Source organism: Pseudomonas sp. PSE14 (assembly GCF_029203285.1).
GTDB lineage: Bacteria > Pseudomonadota > Gammaproteobacteria > Pseudomonadales > Pseudomonadaceae > Pseudomonas.
In genome coordinates this window covers 44,802-65,460 of sequence record NZ_CP115669.1, presented here as the reverse complement: position 1 = coordinate 65,460, position 20,659 = coordinate 44,802, and the positions used below count along the sequence as shown (strand labels likewise).

The window sequence follows — 20,659 nt, the reverse complement described above, 5'->3', positions numbered from 1 at the left end:
CTGCCATGGACATCCATTTCACCCCTGACGAACTGGCGTTCCGCGACGAAGTCCGCGCCTTCCTCGAAAGCAAATTGCCCCAGGACATCGCCACCAAGGTGCGCCTGGGCAAACACCTGAACAAGGGCGACCACCAGCGCTGGCAGCGCGTGCTCGCCGAGCAGGGCTGGTACGCCACGCACTGGCCGGTGGAGTTCGGCGGCACCGGCTGGAACGCCGTGCAGAAGCACATCTTCGAAGAGGAATGCGCCGCCTTCGGCGCGCCGCGCACCATCCCCTTCGGCGTCAACATGGTCGCCCCGGTGATCATCAGGTTCGGCACGCCCGCGCAGCAGGCGCACTACCTGCCGCGCATCCTCGACGGCACCGACTGGTGGTGCCAGGGCTACTCCGAGCCGGGCGCCGGCTCCGACCTCGCCAGCCTGAAGACCCGCGCGGTGCGCGACGGCGACCACTACGTGGTGAACGGCCAGAAGACCTGGACCACCCTCGGCCAGCACGCCGACTGGATCTTCTGCCTGGTGCGCACCGACCCGGAAGCGCAGCAGCAGCGCGGCATCAGCTTCCTGCTGATCGACATGAAATCCCCTGGCATCACCGTGCGCCCGATCATCACCCTGGATGGCGAGCATGAGGTCAACGAAGTCTTCTTCGACAACGTGCGCGTACCGGTGGAAAACCTGGTGGGCCGCGAGAACGAAGGCTGGACCTGCGCCAAGTACCTGCTCACCTACGAGCGCACGGGCCTCGCCGGCATCGGCGCGTCCAAGGCGGTGCTCGCGCACCTCAAGCGCGTGGCCCGCCGCGAGTTGTGTGACGGCAAGCCGATGCTCGAAGACCCGCTATTCCGCGCACAGGTAGCGGAAGTGGAAATGCAGCTGATGGCCATCGAGATGAGCACCCTGCGCATCCTCGCCGCCGCCCGCGAAGGCGGCGTGCCGGGCGCGGAGAGTTCGATCCTGAAAGTGAAGGGCACCGAGATTCGCCAAGCCATCAGCCACCTGCTGCGCAAGGTCCTCGGCCCCTATGCGCTGCCCTTCATCGAGGACGAATTCGAGCTGGGCGCCGAGCCGTTGCACGCGGACTACTCGGCGGCACCGGCCAGCCAGTACTTCAACCTGCGCAAGCTGTCGATCTTCGGCGGCTCCAACGAAATCCAGAAGAACATCGTCTCCAAGATGATTCTCGAGCTGTGAGGGGCTGACCATGGACTTCAAACTGAGCGAAGAGCAGCAGATGCTGCAGGACACCGCGGCCCGCCTGGTCCGCGACGCCTACCCGTTCGACAAGCGTGAGGGGTTCAGCAAGAGCGAGCTGGGCTATAGCGCCGAGTTCTGGCGCCAGCTCGGCGAGCTGGGGCTGACCTCGGTGTCGCTGCCGGAAAGCCACGGTGGCTTCGGCGGCGGCGTGGAAAGCCTGCTGGTGCTCACCGAACTGGGCCGCGGTCTGTGCCTGGAGCCCTACCTGCAATCGGTGGTGCACGCTGGGGGCCTGATCGCCCAGTTGGGCAGCGACGTGCAGAAGGACCACTGGCTGCCGCGCATCGCCAGCGCCGAGGCGCAGCTGGCGGTGGCCCTGGAAGAGCTGCAGAGCCACTACCAGCTGCACGACGTGCAGACCCGCGCGGAGCAGGCCGGCGACGGCTGGAAACTGAGCGGCCGCAAGGCAGTGGTGATCGGCGGGCAGAGCGCCACGGCGATCCTCGTTTCGGCGCGAGTCGCCGGCAATGCGCGGGACGAAGCAGGCATCGGCCTGTTCCTGGTCGACCCGCAGCAGACCGGCGTCAGTCGCCGCGACTACCCGACGGTGGACGGCCAGCGCGCCTGCGAGCTGTTCCTCGACGGTGCCGTTGGTGAAGCCGTCGGCACACCCGGCGAGGCGCTACCGGCGTTGCGTTATCAACAGGGCAGGGCGATTGCCGCGCAGTGCGCCGAAGCCCTCGGCAGCCTGCAGGAAGCCTGCGCACTGACCCTGGACTACCTGAAGACGCGCAAGCAGTTCGGCGTGCCGATCGGCAAGTTCCAGGTGCTGCAGCACCGCATGGTGGACATGCGCAGCGAGCTGGAACAGGCCACCAGCATGGCCATTCTCGCCGCCTGCGTCGCCGACCAACCCGACAGCGCCGAGCGCAGCCGCACCCTGGCAGCCGCCAAATTCATCGTCACCCGCGCGGCGCGCTACGTGGCCGAGCAGGCGATCCAACTGCACGGCGGCATCGGCATGACCTGGGAATACGTGCTGGCGCACCACGCCAAGCGGCTGGTGATGCTCAGCCATCAGCTGGGGGACGATGATCATCATTTGAAGGTGTATGCGGGGTTGATGGAGGTGGCGTAACGCATCCACCTGCCCTTGTAGGAGCGAGCTTGCTCGCGAACGGATTCACCGGCAGCTCCGGCGCTGAGCGGTTCGCGAGCAAGCTCGCTCCTACAGAAGTGCAATGCGGTTTCCAGAGAAACATCCGCGCACTCCGAACCGCCCCTTCAGGAGGCCGAGTGAAATCGGAGTTTCAGGGGTTGAGCGGCATGGATGCCGCGAGAGCGTCGTCGGGCCATGGATAGCCCGTCGACGCGTGCCCCTGAAACTTCGATGGAGCGAGGGAAACGAAGCGCAGCGAAGTAACAGCCGAAGGCTGGCCCGAAGGGTGAGCGAAGCGAATCACCCCGGCGAAGCCGGGGCCGGATGCAGGGGCAAGACCTTTGCCTCCTTTGGGTCGTTTGCCAAAGGAGGTCGCCCGAGGGGGCGAAACAAGAAGCCAGCGCGCACGCCGAAGCGACGCGGGAAACCAGGCGTGAGGCAGACACATCGCGGACGGAGTCCGCTCCTACAAGATCAAAGGCCCCTCACCCTAACCCTCTCCCGCAAGCGGGAGAGGGGACTGTTCGGTGCAGGATGAAACCATGGCGTCAGCCGGCACGGACGGCTCCCTCTCCCTCTGGGAGAGGGCTGGGGTGAGGGGGAAGCGCAGGCAGGGATTAGCCCGGTAGAAGACAGTTGCTCCTACATGAGCGCATGACGCCGGCGTTCACATAGAGCACCAAGTCAGGCGCGATAGATTTCGCGGAGAAGAGCTAGGCGCCCCCTCGCTCCTACGAAAGCCGCTCTCCCGGTCAGGGAATATCAGGCCCCAAGACTCTCGATATCCCGCGCCAGCATCTCCAGCTCATGCGCCAGCGACCCACGCAGGGTCTCTTCGCTCAACTGGAACGACGGCGCCCCGCAAGTCAGCGCCATCAGCCCACCGTCGGCCAGGCGCAGCGGCACGCCAGCGGCGCGCACATTCCGGTCCCAGTCGCCCAGGGACAGGCAGAACCCGTGCTCGCGGTATTCCTCGAAGGACGCCTCCAGCGAAGCACGCATTGCAGACCAGTCGCCTTCATGGCGCTCCTGCAAGGCCGACAGCAGATGCTCGCGCTCCTGCTCCGGCGTCGCCGCCAGGTAGGCGCGGCCCGCGGCGGTCGTGGCCAGCGGCAGACGCACGCCAGCGTCCATGCGCAGGGAAGTCGCCTCCGGCGGGCGGCAGTTCTCCACGTAGATCATCGACAGCCAGTCGCGGCAGGTCAGGCCGACCGTGGTGTTGGTGCGTCGCGCAAAGGCATCCATGTACGGCTTGGCCAGCTGGCGCACGCGCAGGTTGGAAACGTAGGCATACCCCAGCGCCAGCACGCCGGAATCCAGCTGGTACTTCTCGTGCTGCTGCGAGTAGCACAGGTAGCCCAGCTTGGTCAGGGTGTAGGTCATGCGCGACACGGTGGGCTTGGGCAGCCCGGTGATCCGCGCGATTTCCTGGTTGCCGAGCACCACCGAGCCGTGGGTGAAGGCGCGCAGCACGTCCAGCCCGCGGGCGAGGGCCTCGACGAACTTGCGGTCCTTGGGGTTGCTGCTGTCTTCGACGTCGTCGCTCATGGGGCCTCGGCGGGGGAATCTGGATGACGGGCGCCGCTGGCGGCGCGGGCGAACGATAGCAGATCGGCCCCTCGCCCCGCAGCGGTCCGAATGTGCTCGTTGCACCGGGGAAGCCTATCGCATACCATCGATTTCGACACGATGTTTCGCTGTGCAGAACAACAATTCAAAGCTCAGAGCCAATCGAAGCGAAGAAACGGAGAAGTCGATGCCTGCCATTGCAACCGGATACGTGGCCAACGAGATTGCCCGCCACGGTTACCAGAATCTCCACGACCTGTTGCGCGATGCCTGTCGCGATTTCCCCGAACGCTCCGCGTTCTCCTGCGGCGACAGCCACCTGAGCTTCGCCGAGCTGGAGCGCCAGGCCGACGCCTTCGCCCGTTACCTGCGCCACCACGCCGGCCTGCAACCGGGCGAGCGTCTGGCGCTGATGCTGCCCAACTCCCTGCAGTACCCCATCGCCACCTTCGGCGCGCTGAAGGCCGGCGTGGTGCTGGTGAACACCAATCCGCAGTACACCGCCGGCGAGTTGCGCCACCAACTGGCCGACTCCGGCGCCAGCGCCATCCTGCTGCTCGATCGCCTGCTACCACTGTTGCGCGGCGTGCAGGCGCACAGTGAGGTGCGGCAGGTTCTACTGACCTCGATCGACGACATCGAGCGCCCGCAATTCGATTGCGAAGACGCCGACTGCGTGCGCTTCCAGCAGGCCCTGCGCCTGGGCGCCGGGGCGCCGCCGGTAGACGCCGAGCCGGGCCTCGACCGCCTCGCGCTGCTGCAATACACCGGCGGCACCACGGGTGTCTCCAAGGGCGCGATGCTCAGTCATCGCAGCCTGATCGCCAACGTCATCCAGACCCTCGAACTGTTCATGCGACCGGGTCTGCTGGACCCGGCCAGCGACGTGCGCATCGCGCCGCTGCCGCTCTACCACATCATGGCCTTCGCCACGAATTGCCTGTCCTCGGTGGGCATGGGCCTGCACACGGTGTTCATCCGCGATGGCCGCAACCTCGATGAAATCCTCACCGCCATGCGCCGCTATCCCTTCACCCTGATGAGCGGGATCAACACCCTGTTCGTCGGCCTGATGAACCACCCGGATTTCGCCGGCATCGACTTCAGCCACCTGAAATGGGTGACCTCCGGCGGCGCGCCGCTGAACCGCGAAGTGGGCCGGCGCTGGGAAGCGCTGACCGGCGCGCCGGTGCGTGAAGGCTTCGGACTGACCGAGGCCTCGCCGGTGGTCTCCACCGGCACCTTGCTGAGCCCGTATCGCGAGGGCTACGTCGGCCAGGCGCTGGTGGACACCGAGCTGCGCACCGTGGACGAGGAGGGAGCCGACACCGGCCCCGACCAGCCCGGCGAGCTGTGGCTACGCGGCCCGCAGGTGATGCAGGGCTACTGGCGGCGCCCGGAGGAGAGCGCCCAGGTGCTGACCGAGGATGGCTGGCTGAAAACCGGCGACATCGCCGAAGTGGACGCCAACGGCATGCTGAAGATCGTCGACCGCAAGAAGGACATGATCCTGGTCTCGGGCTTCAACGTGTTTCCCAACGAAGTGGAAGACGCGGTGATGCGCCACCCCGGCGTGCGCGAGTGCGTGGCCATCGGCGTGCCGGACGAGCGCAAGGGCGAGGCGGTGAAACTGTTCGTCAGCCTGCGCGACCCCGCGCTGGATACGGCAGCGATCATCGCCCACTGCCGCGAGCACCTCACCGGCTACAAGGTGCCGAGCTTCGTCGAGGTGCTCGACGAGCTGCCCAAGACCAGCGTCGGCAAACTGCTACGCCGCCAATTGCGCGATCTCGAACTGGCCAAAGGGACCAACGCATGACCGAAGCGTCTATGGTTGAAGCAGGTTCGCACGACGAGATTCGCAGCATGACCGAGTCCTTCAACCGCATCGGCGTGATCGGCGCTGGCGCCATGGGCCGTGGCATCGCCCAACTGTTCGCCACGGCCGGCCTGCCGGTGCGCCTGTACGACAGCAATCCGCAGACCGTGGAGCAGGCGCTGGCCTTCAACCGCGAGCTGCTGGAACGCTCGGTAGCCAAGGGCAAGCTCAGCCCCGAGGCGCTGGCCGGGACCCTGCAGCGCCTGCTGCCGACCCACAGCCTGGACGAGCTGGCCGACTGCGACCTGCTGATCGAAGCCATCATCGAGGACCTTGGTGCCAAGCAGGCGCTGCTCGCCGAACTGGAAAAACGCGTGGCGCCCGACGCCGTGCTGGCGAGCAACACCTCGTCGCTGTCGGTCACCCGCATCGCCGCCCGCTGCCAGCATCCGGAACGGGTCGCCGGCTTCCACTTCTTCAACCCGGTGCCTTTGATGCGCATCGTCGAAGTGGTTCGCGGCCAGCGCACCCAGGAGTCCGTGGTGCGCCGCCTGAGCCGCCTGGCCGAGCAGGCCGGGCACTTCCCGGCGGTGTCGCCGGACAGCCCCGGCTTCATCGTCAACCACGCCGGCCGCGCCTTCAGCACCGAGGCGCTGCGCATCCTCGGCGAAGGCATCGCCACCCCGGCGCAGGTCGACCGCATCCTGCGCGACGGCGCGGGGTTCCGCATGGGGCCGTTCGAGCTGTTCGACCTGACCGGCCTGGATATCTCCCACGCGGTGATGGAATCGCTCTACCAGCAGTTCTACCAGGACCCTCGCTACACGCCGTCACCGCTGGCGGCCCAACGCGTGGCCGGCGGACTGCTCGGGCGCAAGACCGGCGAAGGCTTCTACCGCTACCGCGATGGCCAGCCGCTGCACGAGGTGGAGGTACAACCCGAGCCGGTACTGCTGAACCGTCCGTACTGGCTCGACAGCCAGGACCCGGAGCTGCGCCACCGCATCGCCGCGATCCTCACCCTCGGCGGCGTGGTACTGGAAACCAGTGAAGCGCCTTCGTCCCGCGCCATCTGCCTGGTCACCCCGCTGGGGACGGACGCCGCCACCTGCATCGACGCCCTGGGCCTGCCGCCCGAGCGCAGCCTGGCGCTGGAAACCTTCACCGACCTGGACCGCCGCCGCGTACTGATGCGCCAACCCGCCCTCGACCCGAAACTGGAGATCCAGGCCCGGCAGGCGCTGGGCAGCGACGGCGTGCCGGTGGAAGTAATCAATGATTCACCCGGTTTCATCAGCCAGCGGGTGGTCGCCAGCATCGTCAACCTGGGCTGCGAGATTGCCCAGCGCGGCATCGCCACGCCGGTGACGCTGGACCGCGCGGTGCAACTGGCGCTGGGTTATCCCTTCGGCCCGCTGGCCTTCGGCGAACACTACGGCGCGGCGCGCATCCTCACCATCCTCCAGGGTCTGCAGGCCTGCTACGGCGAAGCGCGCTACCGGCCCAGCCCCTGGCTGCGTCGACGGGTGCAGCTGGATTTGCCGCTGCACAGTCCCGATCGGGCGGAGTGACTCCGTGGGAACGATGACCGAAATCGACGCCGGCGGCGGCCTGTAGGAGCGAGCTTGCTCGCGAACCGCCCAACACTGGAGCTGCCGGGCAGTCCGTTCGCGAGCGAGCTCGCTCCTACGAAAAGCGGCGGCGGCGTCAGAACGCCACCCGCTGCCCCGCCAGCAGCCTCTCCAGCGCTGCCGTGCGCTGCGCCGGCGGCATCGCCCCGAGCTTTTCCACCCGCGCATAGAACGCCGGCCAGTTGCCGCCCACCTGGGCGAACAGTGCGGCGAAGGCGGGCACCCACTGGTCGTAGAGCCCAAAGGGCAGCAGCTTGGCGTTGTTCAGCGGGCCGTTGACCCAGTTGTCGAATGGCGCCTTGCCGCCCCATTCGTGATCACACAGCTCGCGGTACTCGCGGCGCAGGCGCTCGAATTCCGCCGCCTTACCGGCGCGCTTCTCGGCGTCGCTGCGCGGGCTGGCGTAGAGCGTGTGCAGGCGCTTGCGGGTATCGAGCACCAGCTGGGTGAAGCGCTTGCGCTGCGCTTCCAGCTGCGGCGACTCGTCCGCCAGACCACGCGCGGCGCGCCAGCGACGGCCACCCTCGGCCTCGACGAAGGAGGCGAAGGATTCGTTGAAGGCGGTGTCGCCCGGCAGGTAGAACTTCTGGTGCGCCAGCTCGTGGAAGATGGTCTCGGCCAGGCGTTGGTCGCCCCAGCGCAGCATGCTGCTGAGGATCGGGTCGTTGAACCAGCCGAGGGTCGAGTAGGCCTCGACGCCGCCGACGTAGACGTCCATTCCCTGTTCCTGCAACCGCTTCGCCTCGCCCTGCGCGCCGGCCTCGCCGTAGTAACCGCGGTAGGCCACGCAGCCGGCGATGGGGAAGCAGTGGGTCACCGGCCGCAGCGACAGCTCCGGGGTGGCGAAGACGTTCCACACCACGTTGGGCCTGTGGATATCCGCATAGAGGCGGTAGCTCTGGTTATCCGGCAGGCCCAGCGCGGCGACGGCGAAGGCGCGCGCCTCCTGGGACTGCTCCAGGCGCCGGCGCAGCACCGGGTCGCGGGAGGGGTCGGCAACGACCTCCGAGACCGGTTCGCGGGCGGCCAGAAGGCGCAGCTGCCCATCGGCCAGCTGCCCGTAATAACTCACCGTGGAACAACCGCTCAGCGCCCAGATCGCCAGGCAGGGAACCCAGCGGCACAGGCGACGGTCGAGTGTCGGGATAAGAAGGCGGAAGGGCATGCGCGGAACATAGCACAGCGCCTGGTCCGCCCGCTGGCACGACGTAACCTACCCAGGAGTCCCCCCCGATGCGCGCCGTTCTCACTGCCATCAGCCTGCTCGCCCTGAGCGGCTGTTCCCTGCTGCTGCCTCAGCCCGACCCGAACCGCGCCTGGATCGACCTGGACACCAACAGTAAAAGCGACCTCGCGGCGACGAAAGTCGACGAAAAGGAGTGGCCCAGCTCGCGCTACTTCGAGGTCGATCCGGGGCAGCACGAGCTGCGCGTGCGCTTCCAGTTCCAGGTCGAACCGGTGGATATCGGCCCGGTGGACGAAGCGCTCTGGCGCGACTGCGAGATGACGGTGAAGTACAAGGACTTCGCCGCCGGCCAGCGTTATCGCCTGGAAACCGGCAGCATCGGCTTCCGCCCCTGGGCCAAGCTGTATGACGCGCAATCCAACGAAATCGCCCGGGGCCGCGAGCGCGGTTGCGATCGCGCCTGACCCTCGCCGAGCCGGCACGGGGTTATGCTGTGGCCATCGTTCCTTCGCCACGGTGAACCGTCATGCGCCTGTGTCTGCTCTTCGCCCTCGCCCTGCTGGGGGCCTGCGCCGGCCCGCTGCCCGCCCACGACCCGCAGCTGGCCTGGGTCGACCTCTACACCACGCCCGGCAAGACGCTGATGGCCGAGCGACTGGACGGCAAGTCGGTCAACGACGGGCGCTATTTCCAGGTGACGCCCGGCCGCCACGACCTGGTGGTGCGCTTCCAGTACGAAGTCCCCGCCGGCGGCGGCATGGGCCCGAACAACGAGCCCTCGGAGCTGACCTGCCGGGTCAAGGTGACCTACGACGGCTTCGCCGCGGGCCAGCGCTACCGCCTGGAACTGCGCCCGCAGCTGCGCAGCGCCCTGGCGCTGCTGACCGATGCCAGCGGAACGCTGGTGGCGAAGACGGACTTCCAGGGAGCGGTGAGCTGCGGGCCGTTCTAGGCGCCGAACGGATGGATCGCGGGGACATCGCGTGCCGACTATTTTCCCTCACCCTAACCCTCTCCCGACGGGAGAGGGGACTGGTCGGCGCAGGTTGAAACCACAGCTCCAGCCGGCACGAACGGCTCCCTCTCCCCTTGGGAGAGGGCTGGGGTGAGGGGCAATTCCCCGCTCCTACTCAGAAGAACAATCCGGCGTTCGTCAGCTGTCGTTCTTCTGGTAGATGATCCGCCGCTTCCCGCCGTCGCAGCTGCCGACCACCATGCTCGGATCCTTCACCTCGGATTTGTCCACGATCTCCAGGGTGTAGGAGGTCACCCCGGCGGCCTGGATCTTGGTCTCGATCTCCGCCTTGAGCTCTTCGCACGACTTGGGCACCGCCCAGCTCGCCGGCGCCACCAGCAGCAACGCCACGCTTGTCGCCACGGCCCATTTCATCGTCATCGCAATCCCTCGTCATACCCCCACGCGGGGCACTCTATCCTAACGGTGGACCACCGCCGGGCGACAGAGTGCCGGGAGGGCAGCCAAGAAAAAGGCCGGGGCCCATGCGGGCTCCCGGCCAGTTCATCCACTGCGCAGGGTTTACTTCGAGTAGACGATTTCCTTCGTGCCGCCATCGCAGGTGCCCACGACCTTCTTGTCGGTAGCAGAGCCCTTGTCGACGATCTCCAGCGTGTAGGAGGTGACGCCCTTGGCTTTGAGCTTCGCGTCGATCTCCGATTTCAGCTCCTCGCACGGTTTGCCGGCAGCCAGGACATTACCCGCCAGTGCGAAGACCCCCACGGCCAACAGAAACTTCTTCATCGTTAACGCTCCCTCGCCATTCACAGAAAAAGGCCCAGCCGGGCCGAAAACCGGGCAAACCCGGTGCACCGCTCAAGACGCGCTGCGAGCATCGCAGACACGCATGACAAAAGTCGGAGGGTCAGTCGCGGTTTCCCGACCGCCCTCAGCTGTTGGCGATCCGGAAGCCCACCTTGATGGTCACCTGATAGTGACCCACCGCGCCGTTCTCGATGTGCCCGCGGGTGTCGACCACCTCGAACCACTCCAGGAAGTCGATACTCTTGGCCGCCTCGGCCAAGGCGTTGTTGATGGCGTCCTCGATGCTGGTGCGCGAGGATCCAACCAGTTCGATCTTCTTGTAGGTGTGATGATTCGACATGTCCGCTCTCCTGTATCCGCCGCGCGGCACAGGCAGAGTGCCAGCGCCTTCCTAGGACACTAGTAGAGGGGTGGACTCAGGGCAAACGGCGCAAGCCGCAGACTCGCTCAGACTTTCAGTTCGCCGCGCAGCCAGTCCGCCAGCAGCACCGCGCGCCGGTCGGGTAGCCGCGCGGGCACCCAGAGCGCCAGCCGCGCGCGGGTTTCGACGAAGCCCCAGGGCGCAGCCAGGCGACCGGCGGCGAGATCGTCGGCCACCACCTGCTGCGGCGCGATGGCCACGCCCAGGCCGGCCACCGCCGCTTCCAGCAGGTAGTAGAGGTGTTCGAACCCCTGCCCGAGGCGCAAGGCGCCGGCGTCCAGGCCACTGTTGGTCGCCCACGCCGGCCAGGCCTGCGGGCGCGAGGTGGTGTACAGCAGAGACTCGTCCATCAGCGCGGTGGCCGGCGCCGCGCAGAGTTCGGCGAAGCGCGAGTAACGCGGGCTGAGCACCGGACCGACGCGCTCCACCGCCAGTTCGTGCACCTGCATGTCCGCCGGCCACGGCGGCTCGGCGAAGTGCAGGGTGGCATCGAGACCGGCGCGGCGCGGGTCGATCTCGCCCTCGCTGGCCGACAGTTGCAGGCGCAGGCCGGGCAGGTCGCGGTTCAGCCGGTCCAGACGCGGGATGAACCAGCGGGCGAGCAGGCTGCCCGGACAGCCGAGCACGAAGGGCGCATTGCCGTCGGCCTGGCGGCGCAGCTCGGAGCAGACACTGCGCAGGCGTTCGAAGGAATCGCTGGCGACTTCGCTCAGGCGCTGGCCGGCATCGGTGAGTTTTACGCCGCGTCCGTCCTTGACGAACAGGGTGACGCCCAGGTCCTCCTCCAACTGACGGATCTGCCGGCTCACCGCGCCGTGGGTGACGCTGAGCTCGTCCGCCGCCGGGCTCACGCCGCGCAGACGCGCCGCGGCCTCGAAGGCGCGCAGGGCATTGAGCGGGGGAAGGTCTCGGCTCATGGCGATCAATCCGTGAGTTTTTCTGACAGGTTGAAGCAATCTTATCGCTTTTCCCGCCCCTCGCGCAGCCGTATCCTGAGCACCATTCGCAGGAGCGGACGCTGTCCGCGAAAGCGCCCGCCGGGCGCTCCCGCATCACGACCCCACAGGAGCCTTCCCATGTCCACACTGCGCAACGGTCCCGACGCCAAGGGCCTGTTCGGCAGCTTCGGCGGCCAGTACGTCGCCGAGACCCTGATGCCGCTGATCCACGACCTGGCCCGCGAATACGAGAAGGCCAAGGACGATCCGGAGTTCCAGAAGGAACTGGCCTACTTCCAGCGCGACTACGTCGGCCGCCCGAGCCCGCTGTACTTCGCCGAGCGCCTGACCGAGCACTGCGGCGGCGCGAAGATCTACCTGAAGCGCGAAGAGCTGAACCACACCGGCGCGCACAAGATCAACAACTGCATCGGCCAGATCCTCCTGGCCAAGCGCATGGGCAAGCAGCGCATCATCGCCGAGACCGGCGCCGGCATGCACGGCGTGGCCACCGCCACCGTGGCCGCGCGCTTCGGCCTGCAGTGCGTGATCTACATGGGCACCACCGACATCGATCGCCAGCAGGCCAACGTGTTCCGCATGAAGCTGCTGGGCGCCGAGGTGATCCCGGTCACCGCCGGCACCGGCACCCTGAAGGACGCGATGAACGAAGCCCTGCGAGACTGGGTGACCAACGTCGAGAGCACCTTCTACCTGATCGGCACCGTGGCCGGCCCGCACCCGTACCCGGCGATGGTTCGCGACTTCCAGGCGGTGATCGGCAAGGAAACCCGCGAGCAGCTGGCCGAGAAGGAAGGGCGCCTGCCCGACTCGCTCGTCGCCTGCATCGGCGGCGGTTCCAACGCCATGGGCCTGTTCCACCCCTTCCTCGATGACGCCAGCGTCAAGATCGTCGGCGTCGAAGCCGCCGGCCACGGCATCGAGACCGGCAAGCACGCGGCCAGCCTGAACGGCGGCGTACCGGGCGTGCTGCACGGCAACCGCACCTTCCTGCTGCAGGACGAGGACGGCCAGATCATCGACGCGCACTCCATCTCCGCCGGCCTGGACTACCCCGGCATCGGCCCGGAGCACGCGTGGCTGCACGACATCGGCCGCGTCGAGTACACCTCGATCACCGACCATGAGGCGCTGGAAGCCTTCCACACCTGCTGCCGCCTGGAAGGCATCATCCCCGCGCTGGAGTCCTCCCACGCGCTGGCCGAAGTCTTCAAGCGCGCGCCGAACCTGCCCAAGGACCACATCATGGTGGTGAACCTGTCCGGTCGTGGCGACAAGGACATGCAGACCGTCATGCACCACATGCAACAGGAGCAGAAAGCATGAGCCGCCTGCAGACCCGCTTCGCCGAACTGAAACAGCAGAACCGCGCCGCCCTGGTGACCTTCATCACCGCCGGCGACCCGGGTTACTCCACCTCGCTGGACATCCTCAAGGGCCTGCCGGCCGCCGGCGCCGACGTGATCGAGCTGGGCATGCCGTTCACCGATCCGATGGCCGACGGCCCGGCGATCCAGCTGGCGAACATCCGCGCCCTGGGCAACGGCCAGAACCTGGCCAAGACGCTGAAGATGGTCCGCGAGTTCCGCCAGGACGACAGCACCACGCCGCTGGTGCTGATGGGCTACTTCAACCCGATCCACTACTACGGTGTGGACAAGTTCATCGCCGACGCCAAGGAGGCCGGCGTCGACGGCCTGATCGTGGTAGACCTGCCGCCCGAGCACAACGAAGACCTGTGCGACCCGGCTCAGGCCGCCGGCCTGGACTTCATCCGCCTGACCACCCCGACCACCGATGACAAGCGCCTGCCGACCGTGCTCAACGGCAGCTCGGGCTTCGTCTACTACGTCTCGGTGGCCGGCGTGACCGGCGCCGGCGCTGCGACCCTGGAGCACGTCGAGCAAGCCGTGGCGCGTCTGCGCCGCCACACCGACCTGCCGGTCTCCATCGGCTTCGGCATCCGCACCCCGGAACACGCGGCGAGCATCGCCCGCCTGGCCGATGGCGTGGTGGTGGGCTCGGCGCTGGTGGACAAGATCGCCAACGCGGAAAGCTCCGCCGACGCGGTACAAGGCGTGCTCGGCCTGTGCCGCGAACTGGCTGAAGGCGTGCGTAACGCCCGCTGAGGACTGCTATTCGGCTCCACGCCATCCTGCGATCGTGCTGAGGACTGCTTTTCTGTGAGAGCGAGCTTGCTCGCGAACCCGCCCAGCGCCAGCGCTGCCGGTGAACCTGTTCGCGAGCAAGCTCGCTCCTACAAAATCAAAGTCCACACCCAGAAAAAAGCCCGGCGAAAGCCGGGCTTTTTCATTTCAGGCGAGGCTCATTCCACCGCTTGCTCTACCGCCCCTTCATCGGCGCCAGCGCCCAGGCCCAGCCCCTGCGCCGAGCCCATGGCAAAGGCGACGAACTCCTCCGTGGTCATGTCCTTGCCGTTGAACTTCACCTTGTCGTCGGCGTAGGCCAGCGAGCTGCTCAGGCTGTTGCCATCGAGCACCGCCCACTCCGATTGCAGCGCCATGCCGCTGAACAGGTCGGTCATGGCGTCGGTCTGCTGCTTGAGCGCCACCGGGTCGACGCTACCGGCCTCTGCGCCACCCAGGGCAGCCTGCAACGAGACGACGTCGCCGATCACCGCCTTGTCCACCTTCAGGTTGGCGGTGAGCGATGCCAGCACGCTGCGGGCCATCTCGTCCGGGGTCTGGGCAGCCTTCGCGGGCTTGCGCAGGTCCACGGCGAGGGACACCTTCGCCACGCCGTGGGCGGTCTGCAGCGAGAGCTCGTCCAGCGCCAGCTTCGGCGAGCTGTCGAGCAGGCGCAGGAACTGGCCCTTGAGTGCTTCCTCCTGCTCCGGAGTCAGCTCGCCGGTATCGCCGACGCTGCTCATGCCGTACTGGTTGTAGGTTTCCTTGAGGGACTTGAGAGTACCTTCATCGAGGTTGCGCAAGCTGGTGTCGAGCTTCAGGCCACCGATCTCCTGGCCCTGCACCAGCAGTTGGCCGACGCGGTAGGACAGCGTCTGGTCCAGGCCCTTCTCGCCCTGCTTGAGCACTTCCTCGCCGACGGTCTGGCGCAGTTCCACTTCCGGGCTGCCCGGGGCCTTCACGCGCAGGCTCTTGAGGCTGACCGAGCTGGGGCCGAGGGCGAAGCCATTGGCGTTTTCCTTCTTGTCGCCGGCGATGCCCAGGTCGCGCAGCTCAACCTGCACCGGTTGGCTGCTCTGCGGGTCGAAGAACACCAGGTCGGCCTCGGCCAACTGGCCATCGGCGCGCACGTCCTTGCGGTCGCCGGACACGCTGAAGTTCATCCTGGCCGGCGATAGGCGCAGGCTCTCGCCGTCCTGGGCGAACTGCAGGGCGGCGCTCTCAAAGACGCCTTCCTGGCGCTGGTCGTAATGGATGGCCAGCTCACCGCTGATCGGTGCCTTGCCTGCGGCGGCGGCGAACAGCGGTGCGGTGAATTCGTTCTGCTCCAGGGCGAAATGACTCTGCGCCATGACCGGCGCCAGCTTGCCGGCCGCCAGGCGCGAAGCCGGGAAGGGGCCGTGTTCCAGGCGGTCGGTGAACACCAGGGTGGTGGGCGCCTCGCCTTCGTCGCCGGCAATGGTGACCTGGTAGCGCGCGTTGCTGGACAGCAGGCCCCGTTCCACGCCGAGCAGGGAGACGCTCATGCCCAGGTCGGGGGCATCAGTCTTGAGGAGGGTGTTGGCCTGTTCGATGCCGCGGGTGATTTCCTGCTCGACGCGCGAGCCGGTGTACCAGGCGCCAGCGACGGCAACGCCGACGACGGCCAGGGGAATGGCGATGGCCAGGGCGGTCTTTTTCATGCTGCTTCCTTTCGTGTGCGGCCGTACGGGGGACATCCTGTCGACCGTTTGAGTTGGCGGCGCGATGCTAGCAGGCACAATGCCCACACTCCAACCACCAGATTCAGACAGCCAGCATTGACCACTGGTGTATGACTGGCAGGATGGCTCGATCGATCATTCCCGGAAACCAGCCGCCATGGCCCTGCTGCACAGCGTCCACCACATCGCCCTGATCTGCTCGGATTACCCGCGCTCCCGGCACTTCTACACCCAGGTGTTGGGGCTGCGGGTGATCGCCGAGACCTACCGCGAAGCGCGCGACTCCTGGAAGCTCGACCTGGCGTTGGGCGAAACGCAGCTGGAGCTGTTCTCCTTCCCCGGCGCGCCGCCCAGGCCGTCCTATCCCGAGGCGCAGGGGCTGCGGCACCTGGCGTTTGCGGTGGATGACCTGGACGCAGCCGTGGCGCATCTGAAGAGCCATGGCGTGACATGCGAGCCGATTCGCGAGGATGAGCTGACCGGCAAGCGGTTCACCTTCTTCGCAGATCCGGATGAGTTGCCGTTGGAGCTTTACGAGCGCTGATATGCGGCTTCGGTGCCTGGGTACGCCCTCTCCCTAACCCTCTCCCTGAAGGGAGAGGGGACGGTCCCGAGTGCTTTGAAAACTCGGCGCCCGCCGGCTGACTCAGTTGTCTCGACGCATGCCGAACGGCCCCCTCTCCCTGAGGGAGAGGGCTGGGGTGAGGGGGAAATCCCGCGCGCCAAGGCCTGGATGAAACACCCGTAGGAGCGGACTCTGTCCGCGATACTCCACCCAGCCTCGGTGATAATCGGCAAACGCCATCGCGGACGAAGTCCGCTCCTACGCGAGCAATCTGAACCCACGGATCACGCCGGCACGGCGGCCTCTCCCAACGCCCCGCGCAAGCTCGCCAGGTCGCGCAACGGCGGCGCGCCGAACAGGCGGCTGTATTCGCGGCTGAACTGCGACGGGCTCTCATAGCCCACGCGATGCCCGGCCACCGCCACTTCCAGGCCCTCCGACAGCATCAACCGCCGCGCCTCCTGCAGGCGCAGCTGCTTCTGGTATTGCAATGGACTCAATGCGGTCACTTCCTTGAAGCGGTGGTGCAGGGTGGACACGCTGAGGTTCACCTCGCGCGCGAGCTCCTCGATGCGCAGGGACTTGTCGAAGTTGCGGTTGAGCCACTCGATGGCGCGGGTGACGCGGTGGGTCTGGCTGTCGGTCATCGCCAGGTCGTGCAGCAGGTGCCCCTGCGGGCCGCGCAGCAGGCGATAGAGGATTTCGCGGACGAACAGTGGCGCCAGCATCGGGATGTCGCGCGGGCTGTCGAGCAGACGCATCAATCGCAGCAGGGCATCGAGCACGGTGCAGTCCACGCGCTGCAGGTAGATGCCGCGGCTGGCCGGCCGCGGCGTGCTGCCGGCCAGGCCGGCTTCGGCGATCAGCCGGGTGAGTTCGCCCGGATCGATGTCCAGGCGGATCGACAGGTAGGGCTTTTCTTCCGAGGCCTCGATCACCTGGCCGGAGACCGGCAGGGTCACCGACACCACCAGCAGGTTGAGCTCGTCGTAACGGTACACCTCGTTGCTCAGGCGCACTTCCTTGCAGCCCTGGGCGATCACGCACAGGGCGGGGCGGTAGAGGGTGGGCATGCGCCCCTCGCTGGGGCAGTCGCTGCGCGCCAGCAGCAGCGAATCGATGGCGGTTTCGAAGACGCCTTCACCCTGGCAGTGGCGCTGGATGATGTCGGCCAGTTCCTGGCGGCCGGCGGCAACGGGATCGTAGGGCTGGGACATGCGGGACCTCCAGTGGCGGCGCACGCAGCTTACGCCCGCGGCGCGCGCACGAGTGTGACAGTAAGGCAGCCGCTGGAGGATCAGGCAAGCAATCGGCAGAAATGGACAAGCCGTATGGGCATCGGCGCGCGCACCGTGACGGTGCAGGGCGCAAACACGGGGTTTCCAATGGGTTGGCGAGCACCGCGCAGGATCAGGCAAGAAGCCGGCAGCATCCGGATAACGCCGGGCGCTTCCCGGCCCGTAATCTTCCTGTCAGTCGTCCGAGGAGCCACCTTCGGACTTCTTCGATGTAACGCGGAGGACAGGACATGCCCTGGCACACACCCATCGAACATGAATTGCAGATTCATCCCCGCAGCGGACACGAAGCACAGCTCGGCGCCCTGATCGACAACCTGGTGGACGGCGCCCGCCGCACGCCGGGCTGCCTGGAGTGCCGGCTGGTCATGCAGGGGGCGAACCGGCCCTGGTTGCTGCAAGGCCGCTGGCGCGACGAGGAGGCACTGCTGACGTACTTCGCTTCACCCTCGCTGCAACTGCTCAGCGAAGCACTCTTCACCCACTGCCGAAGCCTCAGCGGCGGCATAGTGGAAACCCTCGATCAGGCCACCGGAAAGGTGGCCTGAGTTTTTCAGGTCCCGAGCTTTCAGCTCCTCAATATTCCAGGCTCCAGCCCAGGGTGAAGGTCCGTCCGCGGCCCTGGTAGTCGTACAGGTAGGCCGGCCCGTAGGTCGGCGAATAGAACAGCGCGGCACGCTGGCCCCAGACGGTGCTGTACTGCTTGTCCAGCAGGTTCTGGATACCGGCGCTGAAGGTGCCGAAGCCGGTCTTCTGCTCGCCCATCAGGTCGAAGGTGGTGTAGCCGTCGATCTCGTGGTCCGCGTCGTCCTTCAGGTTGAACGCATGCTGGGCCTGCAGGCGCGCACTGCGCTCGCCATCGCCCCAGCCGACGAAGGCGGTGGACTTGGACAGCGACGCATAGCGCGCATCGCGCTTGATCCAGTCGCCATCGGCATCTTCCTCTTCCGAGCGCACCAGGTGCAGCGTGGTGCCGCCCTGCCAGCCGTTGTCGAAGTAGCGGGTGACCGCGCCCTCGAAGCCGAAATCGCGGCTCTTCTGGTCTTCCACGTCGATGGTCAGGGTCGCCTGGTCGGTGGTGATGATCTTGTCCGACCAGATGTAGTACACCGCCGCCTGCGCCTGCCACTGCATGTCGCTGTAACGCCAGCCGGTCTCGACCTGGCGGCTCTTGATGCCGGCCAACGGGTTGTCGTCCACCGACAGGCCGGGCTTGCCGTAGTACTTGGCCGGGTCGGGCAGGTCGAAGCCTTCGCTGTAGTTGGTCCAGACCTGGTGGCCATTGCTGAAGTCGTAGATCGCGCCGAGGTTGAACAGGTTGACCTGGTAGTCGTTGCTGCCGCCGGGCACGCCTTTGAAATCGTCCACCTCGACGTCCATTTTCTGGTGGCGCGCGCCGCCGGAGAGGGTCAGGTTGTCGGTGACCTTCCAGTCCAGCTGGCCGTACACCGACAGGCCGTCGACGATGTAGCTCGGGTAGCGCGGCGCGCTGCTGGCGGTTTCCAGGTCCAGGCCGCCGCTCTCGGAGGACAGCCGCTGGTCGAAGACCTTCTGCTCGGCGTTGAAGCGCTCGTGGTCGAAATCCACGCCGTAGGTGAACTTGAGCGAATCCCACTGCTTGCTGAACAGGCCCTTCAGGCCGCTGACCTCGAAGTTCTGCTGCGAGGCGGCGAAGTACACGCCCCTGGAGCCGGTGGGCTTGCCGGCGTTGTAGTAGGGGAAGGGATAGAAGTTGTCGTCTTCCTTGCGGTAGTACGCCTGCAGGTAGAAGTCCTGCTCCAGCAGGTTGCTGTGGTGATAGTTGGCGTTGAGCAGCACGCGGCGCGAGCGCGGCTCCAGATCGGTATCCAGGCCATTGCGGATTTCCGCGTCCTCCAGGTTCGATGGGCCCTGGTACTTCAGGTTGGGAAAGTAGATGCCGGTGCTGCCGTCGTTGCCCGAATCGTAGTACTGCGCCAGCAGGTCGAGGCTCTGCTCGTCGGTGAATTGCGCAGTGAGGTTGCCCATCACGTCGACGGTGCGGTTGTACTGCAGGTCGGTCTGGGTGTTGTCGATGAAGATCTGGTTGCCGGCGCCGTCGTAGAAGGCTTCGTTCTTCTCCGCCGACACACCCAGGCGGCCCGCCACGCGGTCGCTGCCGCCGCTGATGGATTGCGCGGCGCGGGTGGACAGGTCGTCGCTGTTGTTGAAGCCGCTGGTGGCGCCCAATTGCGTCTCGAAACGCGCATCGCCGGCCGCGCCCTTCTTGGTGATGATGTTGATGATGCCGCCGGTGGCGCCGCCGCCGTAGATGGCGCTGGCGCCGGAGAGCACTTCGATGCGCTCGACGTTGAACGGCGAGATGCTGTCGAACTGGCGCGACAGGCCGCGCGAGCTGTTCTGGCTGACGCCGTCGATCATCACCAGCACGTTGCGTCCGCGCATGTTCTGGCCGTAGTTGGTGCGGCCTTCCGGTGCCAGGTCGAGGCCGGGTACCAGCTTGCCCACGGCTTCCTTCAGGCTCACGCCGGTATCCAGCTGCTCGCGCAGCTGGGTCTGCTCGACGACCCAGACGGTGCCGGGAATCGAGCTGATCTCGGTGGGCGTACGCGCCGCCACGCTGATCTGCATCGGCGCCAGGCTCAGGGCAGCGGAGTCGTCCTTCTCGCGCTTGAGCAACACGGTGCGCTCGTCGGTGAAGCGCCAGCTCATACCGCTGCCGGAAAGCAGCTGGTTGAGCGCCTCTTCGATGCTGTAGGTACCGTCCAGTCCTTCGCTCTGCAGGCCCTGGATGTCCTCGGAGTTGAACAGCAGGTGCAGCCCGGCCTGGTCGGCGAACTGGGTCAGCGCGCTGTCCAGGCTGCGCGGCGCGATGTGCAACTCGACGGCGGCAGCATTCGCGGCGTGGACGACGGGCGCGGCGGCGCCGAGCAGGGAAGCGAGCAGGATCGCGCGGTGCAGCGGGGAAGGACGGTAATGCATGCAGGTGAAATCCGTTCTTGTGTGGGCAGGGTCGCGTATTGAGAATTTTTCGCGTTCATGCCTACGACGAAACGGCCAGCCGAACCTTGCAGTGCTGAATGGAAAATATTTTCATTTTCTTGCTGAGGGCGCGCTGCAGGGGGCTCCTGTTAGAGCAACGGCGCTCTTCTGTAACTTCGAACTGGAGGTTTCCCTCTCCCCAGCCCTCTCCCTGAAGGGAGAGGGCTGGGGAGAGGGACGAGCGCCGCGCAGCAGTTGCCCA

At 66.7% G+C, this 20,659-nt stretch carries 19 protein-coding genes; 10 read left to right on the top strand and 9 right to left on the bottom strand.

What is annotated here, in order from left to right:
• Positions 1-5 precede the first annotated feature (5 nt).
• Both O6P39_RS00305 and O6P39_RS00300 read left to right on the top strand, forming a co-directional pair.
• Complete coding sequence (locus tag O6P39_RS00305; RefSeq protein ID WP_275609506.1) at positions 6-1,196, top strand: acyl-CoA dehydrogenase family protein; 1,191 nt, start codon at positions 6-8, stop codon at positions 1,194-1,196.
• Positions 1,197-1,206: 10 nt separating this feature from the next.
• Positions 1,207-2,337, top strand: coding sequence for an acyl-CoA dehydrogenase (locus tag O6P39_RS00300; protein WP_275609505.1), 1,131 nt, complete (start codon positions 1,207-1,209; stop codon positions 2,335-2,337).
• A 783-nt stretch (positions 2,338-3,120) separates the two neighbouring features.
• Here the strand turns inward: O6P39_RS00300 and O6P39_RS00295 are convergent.
• Positions 3,121-3,906: an IclR family transcriptional regulator gene (locus O6P39_RS00295; protein ID WP_275609504.1), complete on the bottom strand. Its 786-nt coding sequence runs from the start codon at positions 3,904-3,906 to the stop codon at positions 3,121-3,123.
• A 208-nt stretch (positions 3,907-4,114) separates the two neighbouring features.
• On the opposite strand from O6P39_RS00295, the gene O6P39_RS00290 reads away from it, so the two are divergent.
• Together O6P39_RS00290 and O6P39_RS00285 are read left to right on the top strand one after the other, a co-directional pair.
• Positions 4,115-5,746 carry an AMP-binding protein gene (locus tag O6P39_RS00290; RefSeq protein ID WP_275609503.1) on the top strand — a complete coding sequence of 544 codons (1,632 nt, stop codon included), beginning with the start codon at positions 4,115-4,117 and terminating at the stop codon, positions 5,744-5,746.
• A 47-nt stretch (positions 5,747-5,793) separates the two neighbouring features.
• Positions 5,794-7,317: a 3-hydroxyacyl-CoA dehydrogenase gene (locus O6P39_RS00285; protein WP_275612047.1), complete on the top strand. Its 1,524-nt coding sequence runs from the start codon at positions 5,794-5,796 to the stop codon at positions 7,315-7,317.
• A 136-nt stretch (positions 7,318-7,453) separates the two neighbouring features.
• Here the strand turns inward: O6P39_RS00285 and O6P39_RS00280 are convergent, their stop codons facing one another.
• Positions 7,454-8,542 carry an aminopeptidase gene (locus tag O6P39_RS00280; RefSeq protein WP_275609502.1) on the bottom strand — a complete coding sequence of 363 codons (1,089 nt, stop codon included), beginning with the start codon at positions 8,540-8,542 and terminating at the stop codon, positions 7,454-7,456.
• A 68-nt stretch (positions 8,543-8,610) separates the two neighbouring features.
• On the opposite strand from O6P39_RS00280, the gene O6P39_RS00275 reads away from it, so the two are divergent.
• Together O6P39_RS00275 and O6P39_RS00270 are read left to right on the top strand one after the other, a co-directional pair.
• Positions 8,611-9,027, top strand: coding sequence for a hypothetical protein (locus tag O6P39_RS00275; protein WP_275609501.1), 417 nt, complete (start codon positions 8,611-8,613; stop codon positions 9,025-9,027).
• 62 nt (positions 9,028-9,089) lie between these two features.
• A complete protein-coding gene (locus tag O6P39_RS00270; protein ID WP_275609500.1) occupies positions 9,090-9,515 on the top strand; it encodes a hypothetical protein in 426 nt (141 codons plus the stop codon).
• Positions 9,516-9,716: 201 nt separating this feature from the next.
• On the opposite strand, the gene O6P39_RS00265 is transcribed toward O6P39_RS00270, so the two are convergent.
• From O6P39_RS00265 to O6P39_RS00250, 4 genes are all read right to left on the bottom strand, one after another.
• Positions 9,717-9,953, bottom strand: a complete 237-nt coding sequence (locus O6P39_RS00265; protein ID WP_275612046.1) for a DUF1161 domain-containing protein — start codon at positions 9,951-9,953, stop codon at positions 9,717-9,719.
• Between the two features lie 147 nt (positions 9,954-10,100).
• A complete protein-coding gene (locus O6P39_RS00260) occupies positions 10,101-10,322 on the bottom strand; it encodes a DUF1161 domain-containing protein (RefSeq protein WP_275609499.1) in 222 nt (73 codons plus the stop codon).
• Between the two features lie 145 nt (positions 10,323-10,467).
• Positions 10,468-10,683, bottom strand: coding sequence for a dodecin (locus O6P39_RS00255; protein WP_017518905.1), 216 nt, complete (start codon positions 10,681-10,683; stop codon positions 10,468-10,470).
• A 107-nt stretch (positions 10,684-10,790) separates the two neighbouring features.
• A complete protein-coding gene (locus O6P39_RS00250) occupies positions 10,791-11,681 on the bottom strand; it encodes a LysR family transcriptional regulator (RefSeq protein WP_275609498.1) in 891 nt (296 codons plus the stop codon).
• Between the two features lie 159 nt (positions 11,682-11,840).
• Between O6P39_RS00250 and trpB the strand changes: the two genes are divergently transcribed.
• Together trpB and trpA are read left to right on the top strand one after the other, a co-directional pair.
• Positions 11,841-13,049 carry a tryptophan synthase subunit beta gene (gene trpB / locus O6P39_RS00245; RefSeq protein ID WP_275609497.1) on the top strand — a complete coding sequence of 403 codons (1,209 nt, stop codon included), beginning with the start codon at positions 11,841-11,843 and terminating at the stop codon, positions 13,047-13,049.
• On the top strand, positions 13,046-13,852 hold the full coding sequence (gene trpA, locus O6P39_RS00240) for a tryptophan synthase subunit alpha (protein WP_275609496.1): 807 nt from the start codon (positions 13,046-13,048) through the stop codon (positions 13,850-13,852). The genes trpB and trpA overlap by 4 nt, the downstream gene beginning before the upstream one ends.
• Before the next feature lie 197 nt (positions 13,853-14,049).
• Here the strand turns inward: trpA and O6P39_RS00235 are convergent, their stop codons facing one another.
• Complete coding sequence (locus O6P39_RS00235; RefSeq protein WP_275609495.1) at positions 14,050-15,552, bottom strand: YdgA family protein; 1,503 nt, start codon at positions 15,550-15,552, stop codon at positions 14,050-14,052.
• Between the two features lie 178 nt (positions 15,553-15,730).
• Between O6P39_RS00235 and O6P39_RS00230 the strand changes: the two genes are divergently transcribed.
• Positions 15,731-16,117: a VOC family protein gene (locus O6P39_RS00230; protein ID WP_275609494.1), complete on the top strand. Its 387-nt coding sequence runs from the start codon at positions 15,731-15,733 to the stop codon at positions 16,115-16,117.
• Positions 16,118-16,422: 305 nt separating this feature from the next.
• On the opposite strand, the gene O6P39_RS00225 is transcribed toward O6P39_RS00230, so the two are convergent.
• On the bottom strand, positions 16,423-17,355 hold the full coding sequence (locus tag O6P39_RS00225) for an AraC family transcriptional regulator (RefSeq protein WP_275609493.1): 933 nt from the start codon (positions 17,353-17,355) through the stop codon (positions 16,423-16,425).
• A gap of 311 nt (positions 17,356-17,666) precedes the next feature.
• On the opposite strand from O6P39_RS00225, the gene O6P39_RS00220 reads away from it, so the two are divergent.
• Positions 17,667-17,984: an antibiotic biosynthesis monooxygenase gene (locus O6P39_RS00220; protein WP_275609492.1), complete on the top strand. Its 318-nt coding sequence runs from the start codon at positions 17,667-17,669 to the stop codon at positions 17,982-17,984.
• Positions 17,985-18,012: 28 nt separating this feature from the next.
• Here O6P39_RS00220 and O6P39_RS00215 read toward each other — a convergent pair whose 3' ends face one another.
• Positions 18,013-20,397, bottom strand: a complete 2,385-nt coding sequence (locus tag O6P39_RS00215; RefSeq protein ID WP_275609491.1) for a TonB-dependent receptor — start codon at positions 20,395-20,397, stop codon at positions 18,013-18,015.
• Positions 20,398-20,659: the final 262 nt, after the last annotated feature.